Source organism: Actinokineospora sp. NBRC 105648, assembly GCF_030269645.1.
GTDB lineage: Bacteria > Actinomycetota > Actinomycetes > Mycobacteriales > Pseudonocardiaceae > Actinokineospora.
Genome location: NZ_BSTR01000003.1, coordinates 198576 through 217782, shown reverse-complemented (window position 1 = coordinate 217782; position 19207 = coordinate 198576). Strand labels below are relative to the sequence as shown.

The 19207-nt window shown below is 72.3% G+C and carries 17 protein-coding genes; 10 read left to right on the top strand and 7 right to left on the bottom strand.

The genetic code is table 11. The annotated features are described in order from the left end of the window. The first annotated feature begins 9 nt into the window (after window positions 1–9). Entirely contained in the window at window positions 10–675 is a 666-nt protein-coding gene (locus QSK30_RS04120; protein WP_285499664.1) for an O-methyltransferase, read from the top strand. On the opposite strand, the gene QSK30_RS04115 is transcribed toward QSK30_RS04120, so the two are convergent. Beyond that, the gene (locus QSK30_RS04115) at window positions 672–1772 is read right to left on the bottom strand and encodes a winged helix DNA-binding domain-containing protein (RefSeq protein ID WP_285499662.1); all 1101 of its coding nucleotides are present in this window, start codon (window positions 1770–1772) and stop codon (window positions 672–674) included. The genes QSK30_RS04120 and QSK30_RS04115 overlap by 4 nt on opposite strands. A 62-nt stretch (window positions 1773–1834) precedes the next feature. Between QSK30_RS04115 and QSK30_RS04110 the strand changes: the two genes are divergently transcribed. The 4 genes from QSK30_RS04110 (at window position 1835) to QSK30_RS04095 (ending at window position 6329) form a co-directional block, all read left to right on the top strand. Then, window positions 1835–2794: a helix-turn-helix transcriptional regulator gene (locus QSK30_RS04110; RefSeq protein WP_285499659.1), complete on the top strand. Its 960-nt coding sequence runs from the start codon at window positions 1835–1837 to the stop codon at window positions 2792–2794. Between the two features lie 65 nt (window positions 2795–2859). Continuing rightward, the gene (locus tag QSK30_RS04105; protein WP_285499657.1) at window positions 2860–3774 is read left to right on the top strand and encodes a ferredoxin family protein; all 915 of its coding nucleotides are present in this window, start codon (window positions 2860–2862) and stop codon (window positions 3772–3774) included. Between the two features lie 27 nt (window positions 3775–3801). Further along, window positions 3802–4902, top strand: a complete 1101-nt coding sequence (locus tag QSK30_RS04100) for a winged helix DNA-binding domain-containing protein (RefSeq protein WP_285499655.1) — start codon at window positions 3802–3804, stop codon at window positions 4900–4902. 740 nt (window positions 4903–5642) lie between these two features. After that, window positions 5643–6329 carry a methyltransferase gene (locus QSK30_RS04095; RefSeq protein ID WP_285499653.1) on the top strand — a complete coding sequence of 229 codons (687 nt, stop codon included), beginning with the start codon at window positions 5643–5645 and terminating at the stop codon, window positions 6327–6329. 63 nt (window positions 6330–6392) lie between these two features. Here the strand turns inward: QSK30_RS04095 and QSK30_RS04090 are convergent, their stop codons facing one another. The 4 genes from QSK30_RS04090 to QSK30_RS04075 all read right to left on the bottom strand — a co-directional run bounded on the left by QSK30_RS04090 (window position 6393) and on the right by QSK30_RS04075 (window position 9593). Continuing rightward, a complete protein-coding gene (locus QSK30_RS04090; RefSeq protein ID WP_285499651.1) occupies window positions 6393–7628 on the bottom strand; it encodes an SPFH domain-containing protein in 1236 nt (411 codons plus the stop codon). 25 nt (window positions 7629–7653) lie between these two features. Continuing rightward, window positions 7654–8082 carry an NfeD family protein gene (locus QSK30_RS04085; RefSeq protein ID WP_285499649.1) on the bottom strand — a complete coding sequence of 143 codons (429 nt, stop codon included), beginning with the start codon at window positions 8080–8082 and terminating at the stop codon, window positions 7654–7656. Between the two features lie 40 nt (window positions 8083–8122). Beyond that, window positions 8123–8938: a DUF3097 domain-containing protein gene (locus QSK30_RS04080; protein WP_285499648.1), complete on the bottom strand. Its 816-nt coding sequence runs from the start codon at window positions 8936–8938 to the stop codon at window positions 8123–8125. A 112-nt stretch (window positions 8939–9050) separates the two neighbouring features. Next, complete coding sequence (locus QSK30_RS04075; RefSeq protein WP_285499646.1) at window positions 9051–9593, bottom strand: helix-turn-helix domain-containing protein; 543 nt, start codon at window positions 9591–9593, stop codon at window positions 9051–9053. Window positions 9594–9646: 53 nt separating this feature from the next. On the opposite strand from QSK30_RS04075, the gene QSK30_RS04070 reads away from it, so the two are divergent. Next, window positions 9647–10930: an erythromycin esterase family protein gene (locus QSK30_RS04070; protein WP_285499644.1), complete on the top strand. Its 1284-nt coding sequence runs from the start codon at window positions 9647–9649 to the stop codon at window positions 10928–10930. Window positions 10931–10969: 39 nt separating this feature from the next. Beyond that, window positions 10970–11560, top strand: coding sequence for a hypothetical protein (locus QSK30_RS04065; RefSeq protein WP_285499642.1), 591 nt, complete (start codon window positions 10970–10972; stop codon window positions 11558–11560). Between the two features lie 6 nt (window positions 11561–11566). On the opposite strand, the gene QSK30_RS04060 is transcribed toward QSK30_RS04065, so the two are convergent. Further along, the gene (locus QSK30_RS04060; RefSeq protein WP_285499641.1) at window positions 11567–12361 is read right to left on the bottom strand and encodes an SCO1664 family protein; all 795 of its coding nucleotides are present in this window, start codon (window positions 12359–12361) and stop codon (window positions 11567–11569) included. 6 nt (window positions 12362–12367) lie between these two features. After that, window positions 12368–12934, bottom strand: coding sequence for a DUF3090 domain-containing protein (locus tag QSK30_RS04055; RefSeq protein ID WP_285499639.1), 567 nt, complete (start codon window positions 12932–12934; stop codon window positions 12368–12370). A gap of 112 nt (window positions 12935–13046) precedes the next feature. On the opposite strand from QSK30_RS04055, the gene QSK30_RS04050 reads away from it, so the two are divergent. The 3 genes from QSK30_RS04050 (at window position 13047) to QSK30_RS04040 (ending at window position 19189) form a co-directional block, all read left to right on the top strand. After that, window positions 13047–14975: a prolyl oligopeptidase family serine peptidase gene (locus tag QSK30_RS04050; RefSeq protein ID WP_285499637.1), complete on the top strand. Its 1929-nt coding sequence runs from the start codon at window positions 13047–13049 to the stop codon at window positions 14973–14975. Continuing rightward, a complete protein-coding gene (locus QSK30_RS04045) occupies window positions 14972–15889 on the top strand; it encodes a S66 peptidase family protein (RefSeq protein WP_285499635.1) in 918 nt (305 codons plus the stop codon). The genes QSK30_RS04050 and QSK30_RS04045 overlap by 4 nt, the downstream gene beginning before the upstream one ends. A gap of 294 nt (window positions 15890–16183) precedes the next feature. Further along, the gene (locus QSK30_RS04040) at window positions 16184–19189 is read left to right on the top strand and encodes a Tn3 family transposase (RefSeq protein WP_285499633.1); all 3006 of its coding nucleotides are present in this window, start codon (window positions 16184–16186) and stop codon (window positions 19187–19189) included. Window positions 19190–19207: the final 18 nt, after the last annotated feature.

The following is a 19207-nucleotide window of genomic DNA, read 5'->3' as shown; positions in this document are numbered from 1 at the left end:
GGTGGCGGCGTGAGCGAACAGACACAGTGGACCGATGTCGACGACTACCTCTGCTCCGTCCTGCTGCCCGGGGACCCGGTGCTCGAGGACGCCCTGCGGCGCAGCGACGAGGCCGGGCTGCCGCGGATCGCGGTGGCCCCCAACCAGGGCAAGCTGCTCAACCTGCTGGCCCGGGTGCACGGCGCCCGGCGGATCCTGGAGATCGGCACCCTGGGCGGGTACAGCACGATCTGGCTGGGTCGGGCGCTGCCCGCAGGCGGGCGGCTGGTGTCGCTGGAATACGACGCCAAGCACGCCGAGGTGGCGCGGGCGAACCTCGCCGCGGCCGGGTTGGCCGAGGTCGCGGAGGTGCGCACCGGGGCGGCGCTGGACTCGTTGCCCGCGCTGCTCGAGGAGGAGCCGTTCGACCTGGTGTTCGTCGACGCCGACAAGCCGAGCAACCCCGACTACTTCCGGTGGGCGCTGCGGCTGACCCGCCCGGGTTCGGTGATCGTGGTGGACAACGTGGTGCGCGGCGGGGCGATCGTGGAGGCCGACAGCACCGACCCGGGGGTGGTCGGCACCCGGGAGCTGCACGAGCTGATCGCCGCCGAGCCGCGGGTGGACGCCACCGCGGTGCAGACGGTGGGCAGCAAGGGTTACGACGGGTTCACCCTCGTGCTGGTGACCGGCTAGCCGAGGCGGACGCCGGTGCTCGTCGCGGTCGGGTCGGTCGCGGCGAGCAGCCGGTGCGCCTCGGCCTCGACGGCGTGCCGGTCGCCGGCGGTGATCCGGCCGAAGGGCTCCACCAGGACCGTGGCGGTGCCGCGGGTTCGTTCGACCCGCCACATCGCCGCGACCCGGCCGTCGAGCAGGACGGTGGCGCGGACGACGCCGTTGCCGGTGCCCATGATCACCGGGCCGCGGTGCTCGTCGGCGATCACCCGGGAGCGGTCGGCGTGTCCGAGGATCAGGTTGTCGAAGTCGGCGACCAGCCGCACCGGGGCCGGGGTGTCCGGGTCGGGGCGCGGGGCGTCGGGCAGGTCGTGCAGGACGCGGCCGGTCTCGTCGGTGAACGCGCGCAGGCGCGGCGCCAGGCGGTCGAAGACCTCGCGCAGGCCGGTGAGCCCGGACCACGCCTGGGCGTCGGCCGGGGTGGCGGGGCCGAAGGCGGCGAGGTAGCGCAGGACGAGGTCGTCGACGGTCATCGGCGCTGGGCTCCCCTCCCCCAGCCAGGCGCGGGCCGGGGTGTGCCGGGCCTGGCCGCTGTGTCCCCACAGGCCGCGTGGCGGGACCTGGACGAGCGGGACCCGGACGCGCACGAGGGTGGCCAGGCGGGCGGGGTCGGCGTCGGGCCAGTGCGGGGCCAGGCGCTTGCCGAGTTCGGCGAAGGTCATCGGTTCGGTGGTGAGCAGGTCGGCGCCCGCCGCGGCGATGGCGTCGTGGTCGAGGTGGGCGAGGGACTTGCCCGCCGCGCCGCGGAAGCCTCGGTCGTGCACCGGTTGCAGCAGGGCGCGCAGCGGGAGGCAGTCGGCGGCGGTGACCAGGTGGATGGTGGAGCGCATCAGCGCGATCCGCACGACCTGGCGGGTGCGCAGCAGGTCCGACAGTTCGGTGAAGTCGAAGTCCGCCAGCCGTGACCACAGCCCGACGTAGGGCGGGTGGGGTGCCTGGGCTTGCATGCCGACCAGGTGGTCGATCGCCGCGGTGGCGGTCATCGGGGCGCGGCGGAGCAGCAGTTGGCGCGCGAGCAGGGCGCGGTTGAGGGCGCGGCCGGTGAGCAGGTCGGTCACGGCGCCGAGCCTAGGCCACGTTGCGGACGGGTCCTGTCCGCAACCGGTGCCAGACTGGGGGCATGTTGGAGACCTCGGCCCGGTTGCTGCGGATGCTGTCGCTGTTGCAGACCCGGCGTGACTGGTCGGGTGCCGACCTGGCCGAGCGGCTCGGGGTGACCGACCGGACCGTGCGGCGCGACGTGGACAAGCTGCGGTCGCTGGGCTACCCGGTGCACGCGGTGACCGGGACCGCGGGTGGCTACCGGCTGGGCGCGGGCGCGGCGCTGCCCCCGCTGCTGCTCGACGACGAGGAGGCGGTGGCCGTCGCCGTCGGGTTGCGCACCGCCGCGGCGGGCACGGTGGCCGGTATCGAGGAGACCTCGGTGCGGGCGTTGGCGAAGCTGGAGCAGGTGTTGCCCGCCCGGCTGCGCAACCGGGTGAACGCGTTGCAGTCGGTGATGGTGCCGCTGCGCGGGCGCGGGCCGACGGTGGACGCGGCCACGCTGTCGGCGCTGGCCGGGGCCTGCCGCGACCACGAGGTCCTGCGGTTCGACTACCGCGACCACCACGGCGGGGAGACGCTGCGCCGGGTGGAGCCGTTGCGGCTGGTGCACACCGGGCGCCGCTGGTACCTGGTGGCCTTCGACCTCGACCGGGACGACTGGCGCACCTTCCGGGTCGACCGGCTCACCCCGCGCACCCCGACCGGTCCCCGGTTCGCCCCGCGCGACCCGCCCGACGCCGATCTGGCCGCGTACACCAGCTACGGGCTGTCCAACGCGGCCTACCGGCACCAGGCCGTGATCACCCTGCGGCTGCCGGTGGACGAGGCGGCCGAGCACATCAGCCCTACCTCCGGCGTGCTCGAGCCGATCGACGAGCACTCCTGCACGCTGCGCGCGGGCGCGAACTCCCTCGACGGGCTGGCGGTGTGGGTGTCGCTGATCGGCTGCGAGTTCCAGGTGCGCGAGCCGCCGGAGCTGGTGGCGCGGGTGGCGGGCATGGCGCAGCGGCTGACCAGGGCGGCGGCCGGTTCCTGATCTTCACTCGGCCGATGTCGTGGGTGCACTCGATCGGCGGTACCTCCCATGAGAGCCTTGTGCGGATGGCGACCCCTCCCCCGGCGTTGCCCGCCACCGCGTGCTCCGCGGTGTCGCGCGCGCTCGACGAACCCCACGCGGGCACCGCGGCCACCGCGGCGACCTGGTTGTGCGTGGAGCAACCCGGCCCGTGGGGCCGCGACGCCGCGCGCGAGAGCCACCTGGACGCCGGGCTCGCCGCGGAGCTGGCCGAGCGCGCCGCCGGCACCGGGGTGCGGGTGCTGCTGATCCGCCGCCCCGGACCGCACCCCGACCGGCACCGACCGGTCCCCCGCCGGGTCTACCTGGCCCACACCGCGCCGGGCCGCTCGTTCCTGCGCCGGGACACCTTCGCCGACCCCAAACAGCTGCTCGACCTCGACTTCGCCGCCGCGGGCGCGGGCGAGGCAGGCGCCTTCGGTGAGCGGGTCACCTCGCCGATGCTGCTGGTCTGCACCAACGGCCGCCGCGATGTCTGCTGCGCGGTGCTGGGCAGACCGGTCGCCGTCGACCTGGCCGCCACCCACGGCGAGGCCGTCTGGGAGTGCTCGCACATCGGCGGTCACCGCTTCGCCGCGACCGGCCTGCTGCTCCCCACCGGCTACGCCTACGGGGGACTCGACCTGCCTCGGGCGCGCGCCCTGCTGTCGGAGACCACCGTGGTCACCGACCGCTGCCGCGGCCGGTCCACCTGGCACCCGGCCGGGCAGGCCGCCGAGATCGCCGTCCGGGAGCTGACCCACACCACCCACCCCGACGTGCTGCGGGTGCGCGACCCCGAACGCGACGACGACGGCCACTGGCGGGTCCAGGTCGGCCACGTCGACGGCCGCGGCTGGCGGGTGACGGTGGCCCCCCGAACCCTCACCCCCGACCGCGCCGCGAGCTGCGGGGCCACCCCGGGCCCGGTGACCGCGCACGTGGTGATCCGCATCGATTGAGCGTCGGCGAGTGACCACAATGGCGCCATGGACGTGACCCGCGCGCAAGTCCTCGCCTACCGCTTCGCCCGCCAAGGCCTGCACCGCGACGCCACCACCGCGAGCGACTTGACCGTCCTGGACCTCGGCATCCAGGACGCGGGCGCCCGATCACCCCGGGTCGCGCTCGCCGCCCGGCTGCCCGAGGGCACCGCACTCGATGACGACTCCCTGACCACGGTCTGGGCCCACCGCGGCGCACCACACCTGCTCCGCCGAACCGATCTGGCCGCGCTCGCCAAGGCCCTGTGGCCCCGCACCGACGCCGACGCCATCACCCGACTCGGCGCTTCGGGCAGGTCCTTCAAGCAAGCGGGCGTCTCCGGCCTGACCGCCTACACAACAGCCGCGACGGCCTTGCGCGACGTGGTCGACACCGAGAAATCACGCGGACAGGTCAGCACCGAGATCACCGCCCGACTGCCCGCCCCGTACTCCTACGACTGCACCGTCTGCAAGGCGACCCACATCTACGGCAGCCTGTTCCAACTGATCGGCCTGGCCGCGGGCGTCGAGGTCCACGCCGAATCCCGCCCGACCACGCTCACCCCGCTGACACCGCGCCACCCGGTACCCGACTCCCCCGGCGACCCCACCCCGGTGATCGAGAACTACCTCCACCTCCACGGCCCGGCCGGCCCCGGCGAGGCAGCGGGATTCCTGGAAACCACCCAGACCCAGGCCAAACCGGCCTGGCCCACGGACCTGGTCGAGGTCACCGTCGAGCGCAAGACGCGCCACCTGCACGAACGCGACCTCCCCGACCTGCGCACCCCACCCACCCCGGACCTCGTGCGACTCATCCCCCCACTGGACCCCCTGCTCCAAGCCCGCGACCGCGAACTGCTGGTCCCTGACGAGGCCCGCCGCAAGAGCCTGTGGCGCATGATCAGCAACCCAGGCGCGATCCTCGCTGGCGGTGAGATCGCCGGGATCTGGCGCACCAAGGCGGCAGGGAAGCGGCTGGAGGTGACTGTCGAGCCGTTCGAGAAGCTGTCTACGGCGGTACGGAAGAAGGTGGAGCAGGAAGCTCAGGTAGTGGCGGCAGCGCGAGCTTTCACCGAAGCCAGGGTAACGATCCCGGCTTAATCTCTCACCTGGAGCAAACCCTGCGGCCGCCCCGCCCACAACCGCAGCGGATAGGCCAACTCCGCTGGAACGCAATTAGATCCCCACCCCGCTGGTGCCGCAGCGGATAGGCCGACCACACCGACACCGAAGCAAATCCCTTCCCCCAGCAAACCGCAGCGGTTAGGCCGACTGCGCTGGAACGCAACGCCCGCTACGGATGCTCGATCTAGTGGACTCGCTTCGTGTGGGGGGAGAGCACCGCTAAACTTGCCGTGGGTGGGGATGCCCTTACCCTGCCCTTTTCTCTCCACCGCGGTGCTCTAGGGGCCCCACACGAAGCGAGTTCACTAGATCGAGCCCTGCTTGTAAATCGGGCAGCCCATGTGTATGCGCTGCCTGGGGCGTACGTGCTGCCTGTGGAGCGTGACCCACCCGGGGCCCTGAATCCCCTACGCCAATTATCACTACGGCCTGCGGGTCTTTGTCAAGGCGGGAAAGAGTACCTTGACAAAGACCCGCAGGCCGTGTTTTGGCTGCGTATGGAATGCAGGGGGAGAGTTGGTCTGGGGGGTGGGTTTGTTGTGCCTGAACGGATTGGGGGTGCTTTGGGGCGGGTTTTTGTGGTGAATGGAGGAGGTTTGCGAGGGTGTTTCCTTGGGGTGGGTTGTGAGGTTGTGTTCTCGGTGGATTGGCGGCGTGGGGTAGTGGTCGGCTAAATGGGTGGAGGGGTGTGGGGTTTGTGGCTAGCGTTGTCTGCCATGGAGCATGAGCCCACTATGGATGCCGAGCATGCCGAGCGGATTCGCCGTTGGCACGCGAGCGTCGTCATCGACTCCGCCTACCAGAGTGAGTTGGCCCTCGACTACCTCGGCGCGTTTCTGGTGATCCCTGGGGACGTGCACCCCATCACCGGTGTCTCCCACCTGCTCGGCGAGGCCGTGTTGGCCGAGGTGCGTCCCGGTGATCGTGTCCTGGACATGGGGACTGGCTGTGGTGTCAACGCCGTGCTCGCCGCCCGGACCGCCGGTGAGGTGGTGGCCGTTGATGTCAATCCTGCTGCCGTCGAGGCCGCGCGGGCCAATGTGGAGCGGAACGGGTTGGGCAATGTCGTCGTTCGGCACAGTGATGTCTACTCCGCCGTGGAGGGGCGGTTCGATCTCGTGGTCTTCGATCCGCCGTTCCGCTGGTTCGAGCCGTGTTCGCCGGTGGAGGCCGCGATCACCGACCACGGCTACCGGGCGATGAACGCCTTCTTCGCCGGTCTGGACGAGCACCTCGCCGACGGCGGCCGTGTGCTGATCTTCTTCGGTACGTCCGGGGACATCGGGCACCTGCACGCCCAGGCCGAGAAGACCGGGCTGCGGCGCGAGACCCTCGCCACCGCCACGCACACCCGTGACGACTGGACGGCCGAGTACTTCACCTATCGGATGACCCGCGCGTGATGACGAACGGCCCCGGTGCGGCATGCGCACCGGGGCCGTTCGCTGTCATGGCTGCCTTCACGGCTACCTGAGGTCGGGGCGCGGCGGCGGGGTGATCGCCACCGTCCGCTCCACGTCGGGCTGCTGCGGGGTGGGTGCCGGGGTCGGCTCGGGCGCCCGCAGGGACGGCACCGGCGGGACGGGAGGGACCGGCGGCACCAGCGGGGCGTCGACCTCCTTGCGGGCCACCGCCTCGGCCGCGCGGACCGCTTCGGCGATCTTGGGGTCGGTGGAGGTGTCGAACCAGTCCTCCACGTCGTCGTCGGACGCGGACGTGGTGGCGGCCGGTTCGGTGGGGGCCTCGTAGCGGAAGACGCCGTCGTCGCTCTTGATGCCGAACTGGCGGGCGAAGCCCTCCAGCGCCTTGCCGAAGTCGGTGGGGATCATCCACACCTTGTTCGCGTCGCCGCGGGCCATCTCCGGCAGGGTCTGCAGGTACTGGTAGGCCAGCACCTCCGGGGTCGGGCGGCCCGCCTTGATCGCGGCGAACACCTTCTCGATGGCCTTGGCCTGGCCCTGCGCCTGCAGGAACTGCGCGGCGCGCTCACCCTGGGCCTTGAGGATGCGGGACTGCCGGTCGGCCTCGGCGGCCATGATGGTGGCCTGCTTGGCGCCCTCGGCGTAGAGGATCTGGCTCTGCTTCTGGCCCTCGGCGGTCTTGATGGCCGCCTCGCGCTGGCCCTCCGCGGTGAGGATGATCGCGCGCTTCTCGCGGTCGGCGCGCATCTGCTTCTCCATCGAGTCCTGGATGGACGGTGGCGGGTCGATCGCCTTGAGCTCGACCCGGGCCACCCGGATGCCCCAGCGGCCGGTCTCCTCGTCGAGGACGCCGCGCAGCTGGCCGTTGATGTGGTCGCGGGAGGTGAGGGTCTCCTCCAGGCTCATCCCGCCGACGACGTTGCGCAGGGTCGTCGTGGTCAGCTGCTCCACGGCGATGATGTAGTTGGCGATCTCGTAGACCGCGGCGCGCGAGTCGGTCACCTGGAAGTAGACGACCGTGTCTATCGAGACGGTCAGGTTGTCCTGGGTGATCACCGGCTGCGGCGGGAACGAGACCACCTGTTCGCGCAGGTCGATCCTGGCCCGGATCCGGTCGAAGAACGGGACCAGGAAGTTCAGGCCCGGTTCGGCCACCGTCCGGAACCGGCCCAGCCGCTCGATCACCGCGGACTGCGCCTGCGGGATCACCTTGATCGACTTCAGTACGACCGTGAGCACGAACAGCGCCACCACGATCGTCACGATCAACGGCACGCTCATCTGTCTCCTCCAACTCCGACCGGGTTCAGGCGTGGTCCGCCCACACGACCGCGGTCGCTCCCGAGATCTCCATGACGGTCACCGCGGTGCCCGGCTCGATCACCTGGGTGGCGTCGAGCGTGCGCGCCGACCACTCCTGGCCGCGCAGCTTCACCCGCCCACCGTGCTGGTCCACCGACACGGTCACCGTCGCCGTCGCGCCGACCAGCGCGGCGACGTTGTCCGGCACGTGCGCGCCGTGCAGGCGCCGCTTGAGGACCGGCCGCGCGACCGTGGTCAACCCCAGTGCCACCAGGGAGAACACCGCCACGCTGATGCCCGCGTTGCCGAACAGGTACTCCGCTCCCGCGCCCCCCAGCGCGGCGGCGCCCAGCATCAGCAGCACGAAGTCGCCGGAGAGGACCTCCGCCACCATCAGCAGCACCCCGCCGATGAGCCAGATCAGTGCCGCCATGTCGCCATCCTCGCAGATCACCCGCGGGTCGCGGGGTCGATCACCCGATCTCCCCGCCGGGGTCGGTGACGAAGTCGATCAACCGCTCGACCGCGCCGACCAGCGGCGGTTCGAGGTCGCGGAACCCGGTGACCGCGGCACGCACCCGCCGCCACCCGTCGGCCGGGTCGCCCCAGCCCAGGGCCGCGCACACCCCGTCCTTCCACGCTACGCCGCGCGGGACCCGGGGCCAGGCCGCGATCCCGAGGACCGAGGGTTTGACCGCCTCCCACACGTCGACGTAGGGGTGGCCGGTGACCAGGACATTCTCGTCGCCGAGCGCGTCGACGATGCGGGACTCCTTGCTGCCGGCGACCAGGTGGTCCACCAGCACACCCAGCCGCCGACCGGGTCCGGTGCCGAACTCCTCGACCCGCTCGGCGAGGTGGTCGATGCCCTGCAGCGGCTCCACGACCACGCCCTCCACTCGCAGGTCGTGCCCCCACACCCGCTCGACCAACTCGGCGTCGTGGATGCCCTCCACCCAGATCCGGCTCTCCCGCGCGGTGCGGGCCCGCAGCCCGTCCACCCGCACCGACCCCGAAGCCGACACCGTGCGCGCCGTCGGCGCGGCGGCCTTGGGGCGCACCAGGGTCACCGGGCGGCCGTCGACGAGGAACCCGGCCGGGGTCAGCGGGAAGAGCCGGTGGCGGCCGTGCCGGTCCTCGAGCACCACGTTGCCGTACTCGAACCGCACCACCGCCCCGCAGAAGCCACTGGCGGGGTCCTCCACCACGAGACCGGTCTCGGCGGTGACCTCCGGGACCTGCTTGCGCGGCCTGCCGGAGAGGATGTCGCCGTAGTCGTTGGAGCGCACGGCGGCCACGCTAGCGAGATCACCCGTCCGGGCGGCGCGCGGCGCGCCGTCGGAGGGGAAGTCTCGGGTGCGCCGGCCCGACCGCCATCCACATTGGACGGTGCGGGGGTGGTCAGCCGCTCGCGGGCGGTCCCCCGGTCGGGAAGAAGATCGGGCTCACCAGGTAGGGGCTGCGCCCGCGGGTGGGCTCGTTGTCCGCCAGATCGGCGAACAGGCCGCGCAGGACGGTGATCATCCCGGCGAGTTCGTCTTGGTTCAGCCACAGGGTGGCCTGCCGGTAGCCCGCGGAATCGGCGGTCGGGTCGGCGCCTTCGCGGTCGAGGTAGGCGTTGAACTCCGCGTGCAGGGCCGCCATGGCCGCGGCGAACCCGCGGCGGTGGTCGGCGGGTGACATCGCCGCGGCCAGTTCGGCGTCGATGCCCGCCTGGTCGCGGCGTAACCGGTAGTGGCGCTCGACGGCGCCGTGCACCCGCCGCTCGTCGACGACCTCCAGCACGCCCGCGTCCGCCAGCAGTCCGACGTGCCGGTACACGGTGGTCTTGGGGACGTCGGGCAGCGCGACGCACAGGTCGGTCGTCGTGCGTGTGCGGTCACCGGAGAAGGTGTGCACGACGCGCAGGCGAACCGGGTGCAGCAGCAGGTCAAGCGTGTCCACGCCGCCATGATCCCACATCTGATACCGTTTCCAAAAATGGAAACGGGGGCGCGATGGCAGTGGACCAGCTGAGCGAGCGAGCGGTGACGCGATTGCGCACGCTCGAGCCCGCAGACCCGCTCGACGACCTCGACTGGCTGGGCGCGGCCATCGGCGACGCCCGCGTGGTGGCGATCGGCGAGAGCGCGCACTACAACCGCGAGTCCTACCAACTCCGCCACCGCCTGCTGCGCTACCTGGTCGAGCGGCACGGGTTCGGCGCGTACGCCGTGGAGTCAGGCTTCGTCGAGGGTGTTCAGGTCGACAGGTGGATCCAGGGCGGTGCGGACGAGCTCGGCCGGGTCATGGCCGAGGGCATGACATCGCTCATGGGGCTGTGGACGCCGATGGGCGAGCACCTGCGGTGGATGCGGCAGCACCACGAGACCCCCCGCCTGTACGGCATCGACACCCCGGGCTCGAACGCGTCCCTGCTGCCCGGCATCGACGCGGTGTACGCCTACCTGGCGCGCGCGGACCCGGGGTTCGTGCCCGATCCCGCAATCCGCGAGACGGCCGCCGCCTTCGCCGCGAGCTCGGCGTTCGCGATCCCCGCCACCTTCGCCGCTTACGGCGATCTCCCGGTCGGGGCCAGGAACGCGCTCACGGCGGGCCTGGCCGACCTCACCGCCCGGATGACGGCCCACCGCACCGACTACCCCCGCCGCGCCACCGGCTACGACCGCGCTCTCCAGTCGTTGCACCTGACCGTCGCACTCGACGCCGTCTTCCGCGAACTGGCCCGCGGCGACCAGCGCGCCATGATGCTCACCCGCGAGGCCGCGATCGCCGACACCGTCGACTGGATCCTGCGCCGGGAGGACCGCGTCGTCTTGGCCGCCCACAACGGACACCTGCACCGCGGCCCGGTCGCCATGCCCGGGTTGGCCCCGGCCGCGACGGCGGGTACGCACCTCGCCGACCGGTTGGGCGCGGACTACCTCGTCATCGGCACGACCACGGGTACCGGGCAAACCCTGAGCACCGACTTCTTCGGGGGCACCCTCTTCGAGGAGATGGACGTGCCCCGGCCCGGCAGCCTCGACGCCCTCATGGCCGCCTCCTGCCACGACGGCCCCTTCGCGACCGACCTGCGCACCCTGTCCCCCGCCGACCTGAGCGCCGTCCGGGCCGTGGCGCACCAGCGTTTCGGCACCTTCTACGTCGAGTCGAACGCCGCGGACGCCTACGACCTGATCATCCACCTGCCGCGCGTCACCGCGGCCGAACCCGACCGGGCCGCGCTGGAGCACTCACCCCGCGACGTGCGGGAGGCGTTCGCGCGGTGGGGCGCCTGAGCACAGGGGCTCTGACCAGGCGGGCGTTGGGCTGATCGGGTGACAGGGCGAAACGGACATTCCACTGTGGTCGAGATGCCGGGTGTGTCCACTTCGCGCACTCGCCGCCGGTTCCGTCGCATCGCGACCGTGCTGGCCTGCCTGCTCTCCCTGTCGGTCGCCGCGCCCGCCACCGCCGCGGCCCAGAACCCGCCCGGTGTCACCTGGTTGGTGACCTGGTGGAACCCCGATCGCGGCGACGCGATGGTCTCGGGCACCCTCGCCGGTGACTCCGACGCCCGCAACTCCGGTTACCGGCAGCGCTCCATGGAGGGCAACGCGTTCATCTTCCCCGTGCAGGGAACCGTCGCGCTGTACCAGTACTGGCACGCGGGTCGCGGTGACAACTTCCTCGCGGCGAGCCCTGACGGCAACTGGTCGGCGGTCGTGGCGGGCTACGTCCGGGTGCGCGTGGAGGGTTACGCCTTTCCGTACCAGGCCAACGGCACGGTCCCCCTGTACACCCTGTGGAACCCGGTCACCCAGGACAACCTGTCCACCGCGACCGCCCAGGGCTACGCCGACGCCGTCAACGCGGGCTACAGCTTCGTGCGCGTCGAGGCCTACGTACTGCCGTACCCGCTGTCGTAGCGCCGGTCAGAACGCCGGCCACGGGATGGGGCGGCCGTCCTCGTCGGGCACCGGGTAGACCGGGGCGGCCAGCAGCGCCTTGGTCCGGGACCGCAGGGCGGCCACCTCCCGCCGGGTGATGTGCTCGTTGAGCGTGTCCGCCAACGGACCCCGCAACGCCGCGTCCAGGGTGTGCAGGGCCTCGACGGCCGGGTCGGGCAGGGCCTCCCCCGCCCAGCCCCACAGCACCGTGCGCAGCTTGTTCTCCTGGTGCAGGCAGATGCCGTGGTCCACCCCGTACACGCCGCCGTCGGTGCCGTGCAGGACGTGGCCGCCCTTGCGGTCGGCGTTGTTGAGCACGACGTCCACCGCCGACATCAACGCGACCGGCTCGACGTCGGAGTGGGCCAGCACCGCGGGGTCGCCGTGGCGGTCGTGCGCGCGCAGGACCGGCCGCCAGCCCGGCGGGAGCTCGTCCGGGGCGAGGACGTCGACCAGGTCGTCGCCCTCCTTGGTGTCCACCCACAGCTGCACCATCCCGGGACCGAACGGACCGGGGCGCAGCACCGTCGGCGGGATCAGGTCCAGCCCGGCCGCACGGCACACCAGGTACGCCGCGACCTCGCGCCCGGCGAGGGTGCCGTCGGGGAAGTCCCACAGCGGCCGCTCGCCGCGCACCGGCTTGTACACGCACTGGGCGGCCACGCCGTCGGCCTCGATGGCGCAGAACAGGGTGGCGTTGGAGGCGTCGACGAGGCGTCCCTCGACCTCCAGCGACCCGCGCAGCAGGAGCTCCCCGGCGTCCGGGTCGGTGGGCAGCACCGCGGGTCAGGTCTCTTCGCTGCGGCGGTACCCGTTCTGCCGGGGGCAGACGTGGCCCGCCGGGTCCAGCGGCTCCGCGCACAGCGGGCACGGCTTGCGGCCGGCGTTGACCACCCGGTCGGCGCGTTCGGCGAAGGCGCGCGCCTCGACCGGGGAGAGGAACACCCGGACCGCGTCCGGGCCCTCGTCGGTGTCGTCGAGCACGACCGACTCGTCGACCTCGCCCTCGGTGGCGGCGAGCAGCTCGATGACCACCGCGCGGGTCTCGGCGTCCCAGCCCAGGCCCATGGTGCCGACCCGGAACTCCTCCTCGACCGGCACCTGCAGCGGGTCGGCGTCGACCACCTCCTGCGGGACGTCGTCGGGGACCTCCGCGCCGAAGCGGCGGTGGACCTCCTCCAGCAGCGAGCCGATGCGCTCGGCGAGGACCGCGACCTGCTGCTTCTCGATCGTCACGCTGACCGTGCGGGCGCTCTCGACAGCCTGCAGGTAGAAGACGCGGTCGCCGGGCTGCCCGACCGTTCCGGCTACGAAGCGGTCGGGCTGACGGAAGACGTGGATGACACGGGCCATGGCACCTCCGACCTTATGGGACTTCGCCGCGACGAGCAGGCCGTGCCCGCCGGTGTCGCCGCGCGGGTCCACCGTATCGGGCCGCCGACCAGGAGTCGGTAGGGTCCTGCCTGTGGTGAAGATCGCTCCTTACGGTACGTGGCCCTCCCCGGTCAGCGCGGCGGCTGTCGCGCGCTCGGGCAACACCCCCTCGTGGGTCCGAGCGCACGGGGACGAGGTGTGGTGGGGCGAGAGCGTCCCCGCCGAGGGCGGTCGGGTGCGCCTGCTGCGCCACGGCCCCGACGGCGTGCGCGAAGTGCTGCCCGCCCCGTGGAACATGCGCAACCGGGTGCAGGAGTACGGCGGGAAGCCCTACGTCGTGCTCGGCGAGCGGGTGCTGTTCACCAACTGGGACGACCAGCGGGTGTACCTGCTCGAACCCGGCGCGGACACCCCGACGCCGGTCACCCCCGAGCCCGAGCGCCACCACGGGCTGCGCTACGCCGACCTGCAGCCCGGACCGGGCGACGCCGAGGTGTGGTGCGTCCGGGAGAGCGTCACCGGCGACGGGTCCACCGACGTGCGCCGCGACCTGGTCGCCGTGCCGCTCGACGGCGGCGCCACCCGGGTGCTGGGCGCGAGCCACCACTTCATGACCGCGCCCAAGCTCTCCCCCGACGGCCGCAACGCCGCCTGGTTGGGCTGGGACCACCCGGACATGCCGTGGGACGGCACCGAGCTGTGCGTGGCCGCGGTGCTCGACGACGGCACCCTCGGCCCGCACCGCGTGGTCGCGGGCGGGCGCCGCGAGGCGGTCTGCCAGGTCGAGTGGGAGGCGCCGGACTCGCTGCTGGCGCTGACCGACCCGACCGGCTGGTGGAACCTGTACCGGATCGGCCTCGACGGCGTGGCGACCAACCTGGCGCCGGTCGAGGAGGAGCTGGGCGGCCCGATGTGGCTGCTGGGCACGAGCTGGTTCGCCCAGCTGGGCCGGGGCCGGTTCCTGGTGCTGCGCGCGGGCGGGCCCGCCGTCCTCGACGAGCGCACCGGGACGATCACCGACCTGGACAGCGACTTCCCGCTCTGGTCCGACGTCACGGCCGGGCCCGACGGTGTCGTGGTCGGTCGGGCGGCGAGCACCCGGCACGAGCTGACCGCGGTGCGGCTGGACCTGTCCACCGGTGAGCAGGTCGAGTTCTCCACGAGTGACGGGCTGCCCGCCGCGGCGTACCTGCCGGTGGCCCAGCAGCGGCTCTTCGCGAGTGCGGACGGCAGGCAGATCCCCGCCTACGTGTTCCCGCCCGCCAACCCCGAGTACGGCGCGCCCGAGGGTGAGCTGCCGCCGTACGTGGTGATCGCGCACGGTGGCCCCACCAGCCAGTTCACCCCGGCGCTGAACCTGGGGATCGCGTACTTCACCAGCCGCGGCCTCGGTGTGGTGGCCGTGGACTACGGCGGTTCCACCGGCCGCGGCCGCGCCTACCGCGAGGTGCTCAAGGGCCAGTGGGGCGTCGTCGACGTGCAGGACTGCGCCACCGTCGCCCTCGCCTTGGCCGCGGAGGGGACCGCCGACCGCGCGCGGCTGGCCATCCGGGGCGGCAGCGCCGGGGGCTGGACCTCGGCGGCGGCGATCACCAGCGTGGACGTGTTCGCCTGCGCGGCGATCAGCTACCCGATCCTGGACCTGTCGCCGTGGGCCGACGGCGGTGCGGAGAGCCACGACTTCGAGTCCCGCTACATCGAGGGCCTGGTCGGCACGCTGCCCGAGCACCGCGACCGCTACGCCGAGCGCTCGCCGCTCAACCACGTCGACCGGCTCGCCGGTCCGGTGCTGCTGCTGCAGGGCCTGGAGGACGAGGTGTGCCCGCCGGAGCAGGCGAACCGGTTCGTCGCCGCGCTGGACGGCACCGGCGTCCCGCACGCGTACCTGACCTTCGCCGGTGAGCAGCACGGGTTCCGCCGGGCGGAGTCGATCACGGCCGCGCACGAGGCCGAGCTGTCGTTCTTCGGCCAGGTGTTCGGCTTCGCCACCGACGCCCCGGAGTTGGAGCTGCACCGGTGACCCGGACCCGTCCCGCCCGGTTGCGCCGCGGCTCCACGGTGGCCGTGGTCGCCCCGGCGGGCCCAGTCGACCCCGACCTGCTGGCCGCGGGCGTGGCCGTGCTGGAGTCCTGGGACCTCACGGTCAAGCTCGCCCCGCACGTGCTCGACCGGCACCCGACGCTGCCCTACCTGGCGGGTCGCGACGTCGACCGCGCCGCGGACTTCGAGGCGGCCTGGTGCGACCCGGAGGTCGCGGCCGTGCTGTGCGCGCGCGGCGGGTACGGCAGCCAGCGGGTCCTCGACCTGCTCGACTGGGACGCCATGGCCGCCGCCGGTCCCAAGATCCTCGCGGGCTCGAGCGACACCACCGTCCTGCACGACGCGGTGGGCGCCGCGCTCGACGTGGTGACGCTGTTCGCGCCGATGATCGCCGGACCGCTGTTCGACGCCGACGCGCAGCGGCACCTGCAGGACACGCTGTTCTACCCGGAGAGCGTCAAGCGGCTCATCGGCCCGAACACCGCCACCGCGGGCCACGGTGTCGCCGAGGGCGTGACGGTGGGCGGCAACCTGTCCCTGATCACCGCCAACCTGGGCGCGGCGAACTTCTTCCCACCCCCGGACGGCGCGATCCTGCTGCTGGAGGACGTCGGCGAGGCCCCGTACCGGATCGACCGGATGCTCACCCAACTGCTGCGCGCGGGCTGGTTCACCAGCGTCTCCGGCGTCGCCCTCGGCTCCTGGGCGCGCTGCGGCGACCTAGCCGAGATCGACCGGGTCGTGGAGGACCTGCTCGGCGGGCTGGGGCTGCCGATGGTGTGGGAGCTGGGCTTCGGCCACTGCCCGGGCCAGTTGACGGTCCCACTGGGCGCCGAGGCGGTCCTGGACGCCGACAACGGCACGTTGACCATGTCCGACGCCGCCCTGAGCTGACACCCCGGCGCAGCGCCTGGTCTCCGCAAGGAGACTGCGCCCGCTGCGGCGGATCACTGGAGCTGGTGGCGTTGTCCACCGGCCACGCCAGGCTGCCCACGGCGGACATCCGGGTGACGTGGTCGGCCTCTCGGTCGCGCGCGCCGAAAAACAACGATTGGCCGTGTTAGCGCTGGTCAGAACTGCGAGATGGCTCGTGGAGGCAAGGTAGGCCGGTGAGGCCCCGGCTCCGTCTGCTGCGAGAGCGTCGTGAGGATGTGCCCGTCGTTGATCTTCTAGACGGGTGGTGTGGCGGTGTCGACGAAGTTCTTCTCCGATGCGGAGATCAGGCGGCTGCGGTCGTGGCCGGAGGAGTTGGGCCGGGACGAGTTGATCCGTCACTTCACCCTCGGCTCGGACGACCGAGCATGGTTGGAGGGCGCGGCCCGGGGCACAAGCAACCGGATCGGGATGGCGATCCAGCTGTGCACGTTGCCCTGGTTGGGGTTCGTGCCCGATGACGTCGCCGCGGTGCCGGCGGCCGCGGCGAACAGGGTCGGGGTGCAGTTGGGGATCCCGATCGCGGACCTGGCCGGTTACGGAGCCCGTGCGCAGACCCGCACGGAGCATCTGCGGGTGGTCGCGGACCGGTTGGGGTGGCATACCGCGGGCCGGGCGGAGTGGAAGGACTTGGAGGAGTTCCTGCTGGCGCGGGCGATCGAGCACGACGCGCCGAGCGTGCTGTTCCGGTTGGGGTGCGAGTACCTGCACTCGGCGAAGGTCGTGCGGCCGGGTGTGGTCTCGCTGATGGAGCACATCGCCACCGTCCGTCGCTCCGCCGTGGGCGAGGTGTTCGGGCGGGTGGAGCACCTGCTGTCCGGGGCGCGTCGTGCGGAGTTGGACGGGCTGCTGGTGGTCGAGGAGGGCATGTCGGTCTCCCGGCTGGCGTGGCTGCACCGCGGCGCGACCAGTGCCTCGCCGATGGCGATCCGGGGCGAGCTGGACAAGCTGCGCTATCTGCGCGGGTTGGACGCGCACCGGCTGGACCTGTCGGGGCTGCCGGAGGCGCGACGGCGCAGGTTGGCCGGGGTGGGGCGGCGCGCGAGCAACCAGGCGCTGGCCCGCCGTGGGGAGGACACGAGGTTCCCGGTGCTGCTGGCGACGGTGGCGGAGTGTTCGGTGGAGGTGCTCGACGAGTTGGTGCAGATGTTCGACCAGGCCGTCTCCGGGACGGAGGGCCGGGCCCGCCGCAGGCTCGATGAGCTGTTGGTCGCGCGGGCCAAGGCATCGGAGCGGAAGCTGGACCTGTTGGAGGAGATCCTCGCGGTGGCGGTGGACGAGACGGTCGCCGACGTCGAGGTCGGCGACCGTCTGCGGCGCGGGATCGGGATGGACCGGCTGCGGGCGGCGCGGCGTGACCCGCGCGACCGGTTGCAGCGCGACCACGGGCACCTGGCGCTGATCGACGCCAGCTTCGCCTACCTGCGGGAGTTCGCCCCGCACGTTGTCGCCGCGCTGGAGTTCGTCGGCTCGGCCGAGGCGAAGCCGCTGGTCGAGGCGGTGGAGGTGTTGCGGGAGTTGTACGCGAAGGGCGGGCGCAAGGTGCCGGACGGGGCGCGGGCGCAGTTCGTGCCGACCCGCTGGCGGGGCTACCTCGACCACGCGCGCAAGACCGGCAATGCCACCGCCTACCGGCACTACTGGGAGCTGTGCACGTTGTTGGGCCTGCGCGACGCGCTGCGCTCGGGGGACGTGTGGGTGCCCGGTTCGCGCCGCTACGCCGACCCGACCACCCTGCTGCTCCCGCCTGGGAAGTGGGAGGGGATGCGGGCGGAGTACTGCGCGCTGGTCGACGTCCCGCCGAGCGCGGACGAGGCGTTGGAGCGGGTTGGCGAGCAGTTGCGCGCCGCGCTGGGCGAGTTGGAGCCGCTGCTGACCGGTGGGGACGGGCCGGTGCGGATGACCGACAAGGGCGAGGTCGTCGTCTCCAGGCTGTCGGCGATGGCGGTGCCCGACGCGGTCGAGCAGCTGCGCCTGCAGCTGGTGGACCTGCTGCCGCGCCCGCAGCTGACCGAGTTGCTCATTGAGGTCGACCGCTGGTCGTCGTGGTCGGACCGGCTCACCCACGCCGGTGGGAAGACCCACCGCGACCCGCAGCTGCGGCGCAACCTCTACGCCGCCATCCTCGCGCAGGCCTGCAACTTCGGCCTGACCGCCATGTCCGAGGCCTCCGGCATCTCCTACGACACCCTGGCCTGGACCACCGAGTGGTACCTACGCGAGGACACGCTGCGTGCGGCGAACGCCGCGATCGTCGATCACCACCACACGCTGCCGCTGTCGAGCGTGTGGGGCGGCGGGACGATGTCGTCCTCAGACGGACAGCGGTTCCCGATGCGGGGCAAAAGCCTGACCGCGCGGGCGATGTCGCGGTACTTCGTCGACGAGGGCGTGTCGACCTACACCCACGTCTCCGACCAGCACACCACCTACGGCACCAAGGTCATCCCTGTCACCGACCGCAAAGCCGTCTACGTGCTCGACGAGATCCTGGGCAACGCCACCGACCTGCCCATCACCGAGCACGCCACCGACACCGCCGGCCAGACCCTTACCGTGTTCTCCCTGTTCAACCTGACCGGGTTCACCCTGTCCCCGCGCATCCGCGACCTGGGCGGCATCACCCTGCACCGTCTCGGCTCCCGCAAGGACCTGACCAGCGCGTTCCCCAACGCGGGAAAGCTGCTCACCGGAACCGTGAACGTCGGGCTGATCCGGTCGCAGTGGGGCGAGATGCTGCGCCTGGCCGCCAGCCTGAAGTACGGGCACACCACCGCCTCGCTGGTGGTCGGCAGGCTGCACGCCTCCTCCCGCCGCTCGGCCACCGCCCAGGCCCTGGTCGAGTTCGGCGGGCTCCAGCGCACCCTCTACGCGCTGCGCTACCTCGCCGACGAGGCCTACCGGCGCCGTATCACCCGCCAGCTCAACAAGGGCGAGTCGCTGCACAGCCTGCGCCGCGACCTGTTCTTCGCCCACGAGGGCTCGGTGCGCCGCCGCCACCACGACCAGCAGACCGAACAGGCCCTGTGCCTATCGCTGGTGGTCAACGCGATCATCACCTGGAACACCGCCTACCTCGAACTCGCCCTGGAACATCTGGCCGCCCGCCGCGGCCGCATCGACCATGACCTGCTCGCCCACGTCTCCCCGGCGCTGATGGAACACGTCAACCCGTACGGCACCTACGAGTTCCCGGTCGAGGCCGAGTACGCCCGCCAAGGGTTCCGCCCGCTCCGTGACCGCCCCTCGCCAGGCTTGTGACCGCCGTTGGTCCGACGT

Bases quoted from the DNA above. Each gene is read 5' to 3' on its own strand.
- QSK30_RS04105 (WP_285499657.1), top strand. From the start codon at position 2,860: ATGGCGACCCCTCCCCCGGCGTTGCCCGCCACCGCGTGCTCCGCGGTG.
- QSK30_RS04085 (WP_285499649.1), bottom strand. From the start codon at position 8,082: ATGGCGGCACTGATCTGGCTCATCGGCGGGGTGCTGCTGATGGTGGCG.
- QSK30_RS04070 (WP_285499644.1), top strand. From the start codon at position 9,647: ATGGCAGTGGACCAGCTGAGCGAGCGAGCGGTGACGCGATTGCGCACG.
- QSK30_RS04095 (WP_285499653.1), top strand. From the start codon at position 5,643: ATGGAGCATGAGCCCACTATGGATGCCGAGCATGCCGAGCGGATTCGC.
- QSK30_RS04110 (WP_285499659.1), top strand. From the start codon at position 1,835: ATGTTGGAGACCTCGGCCCGGTTGCTGCGGATGCTGTCGCTGTTGCAG.
- QSK30_RS04090 (WP_285499651.1), bottom strand. From the start codon at position 7,628: ATGAGCGTGCCGTTGATCGTGACGATCGTGGTGGCGCTGTTCGTGCTC.
- QSK30_RS04055 (WP_285499639.1), bottom strand. From the start codon at position 12,934: ATGGCCCGTGTCATCCACGTCTTCCGTCAGCCCGACCGCTTCGTAGCC.
- QSK30_RS04100 (WP_285499655.1), top strand. From the start codon at position 3,802: ATGGACGTGACCCGCGCGCAAGTCCTCGCCTACCGCTTCGCCCGCCAA.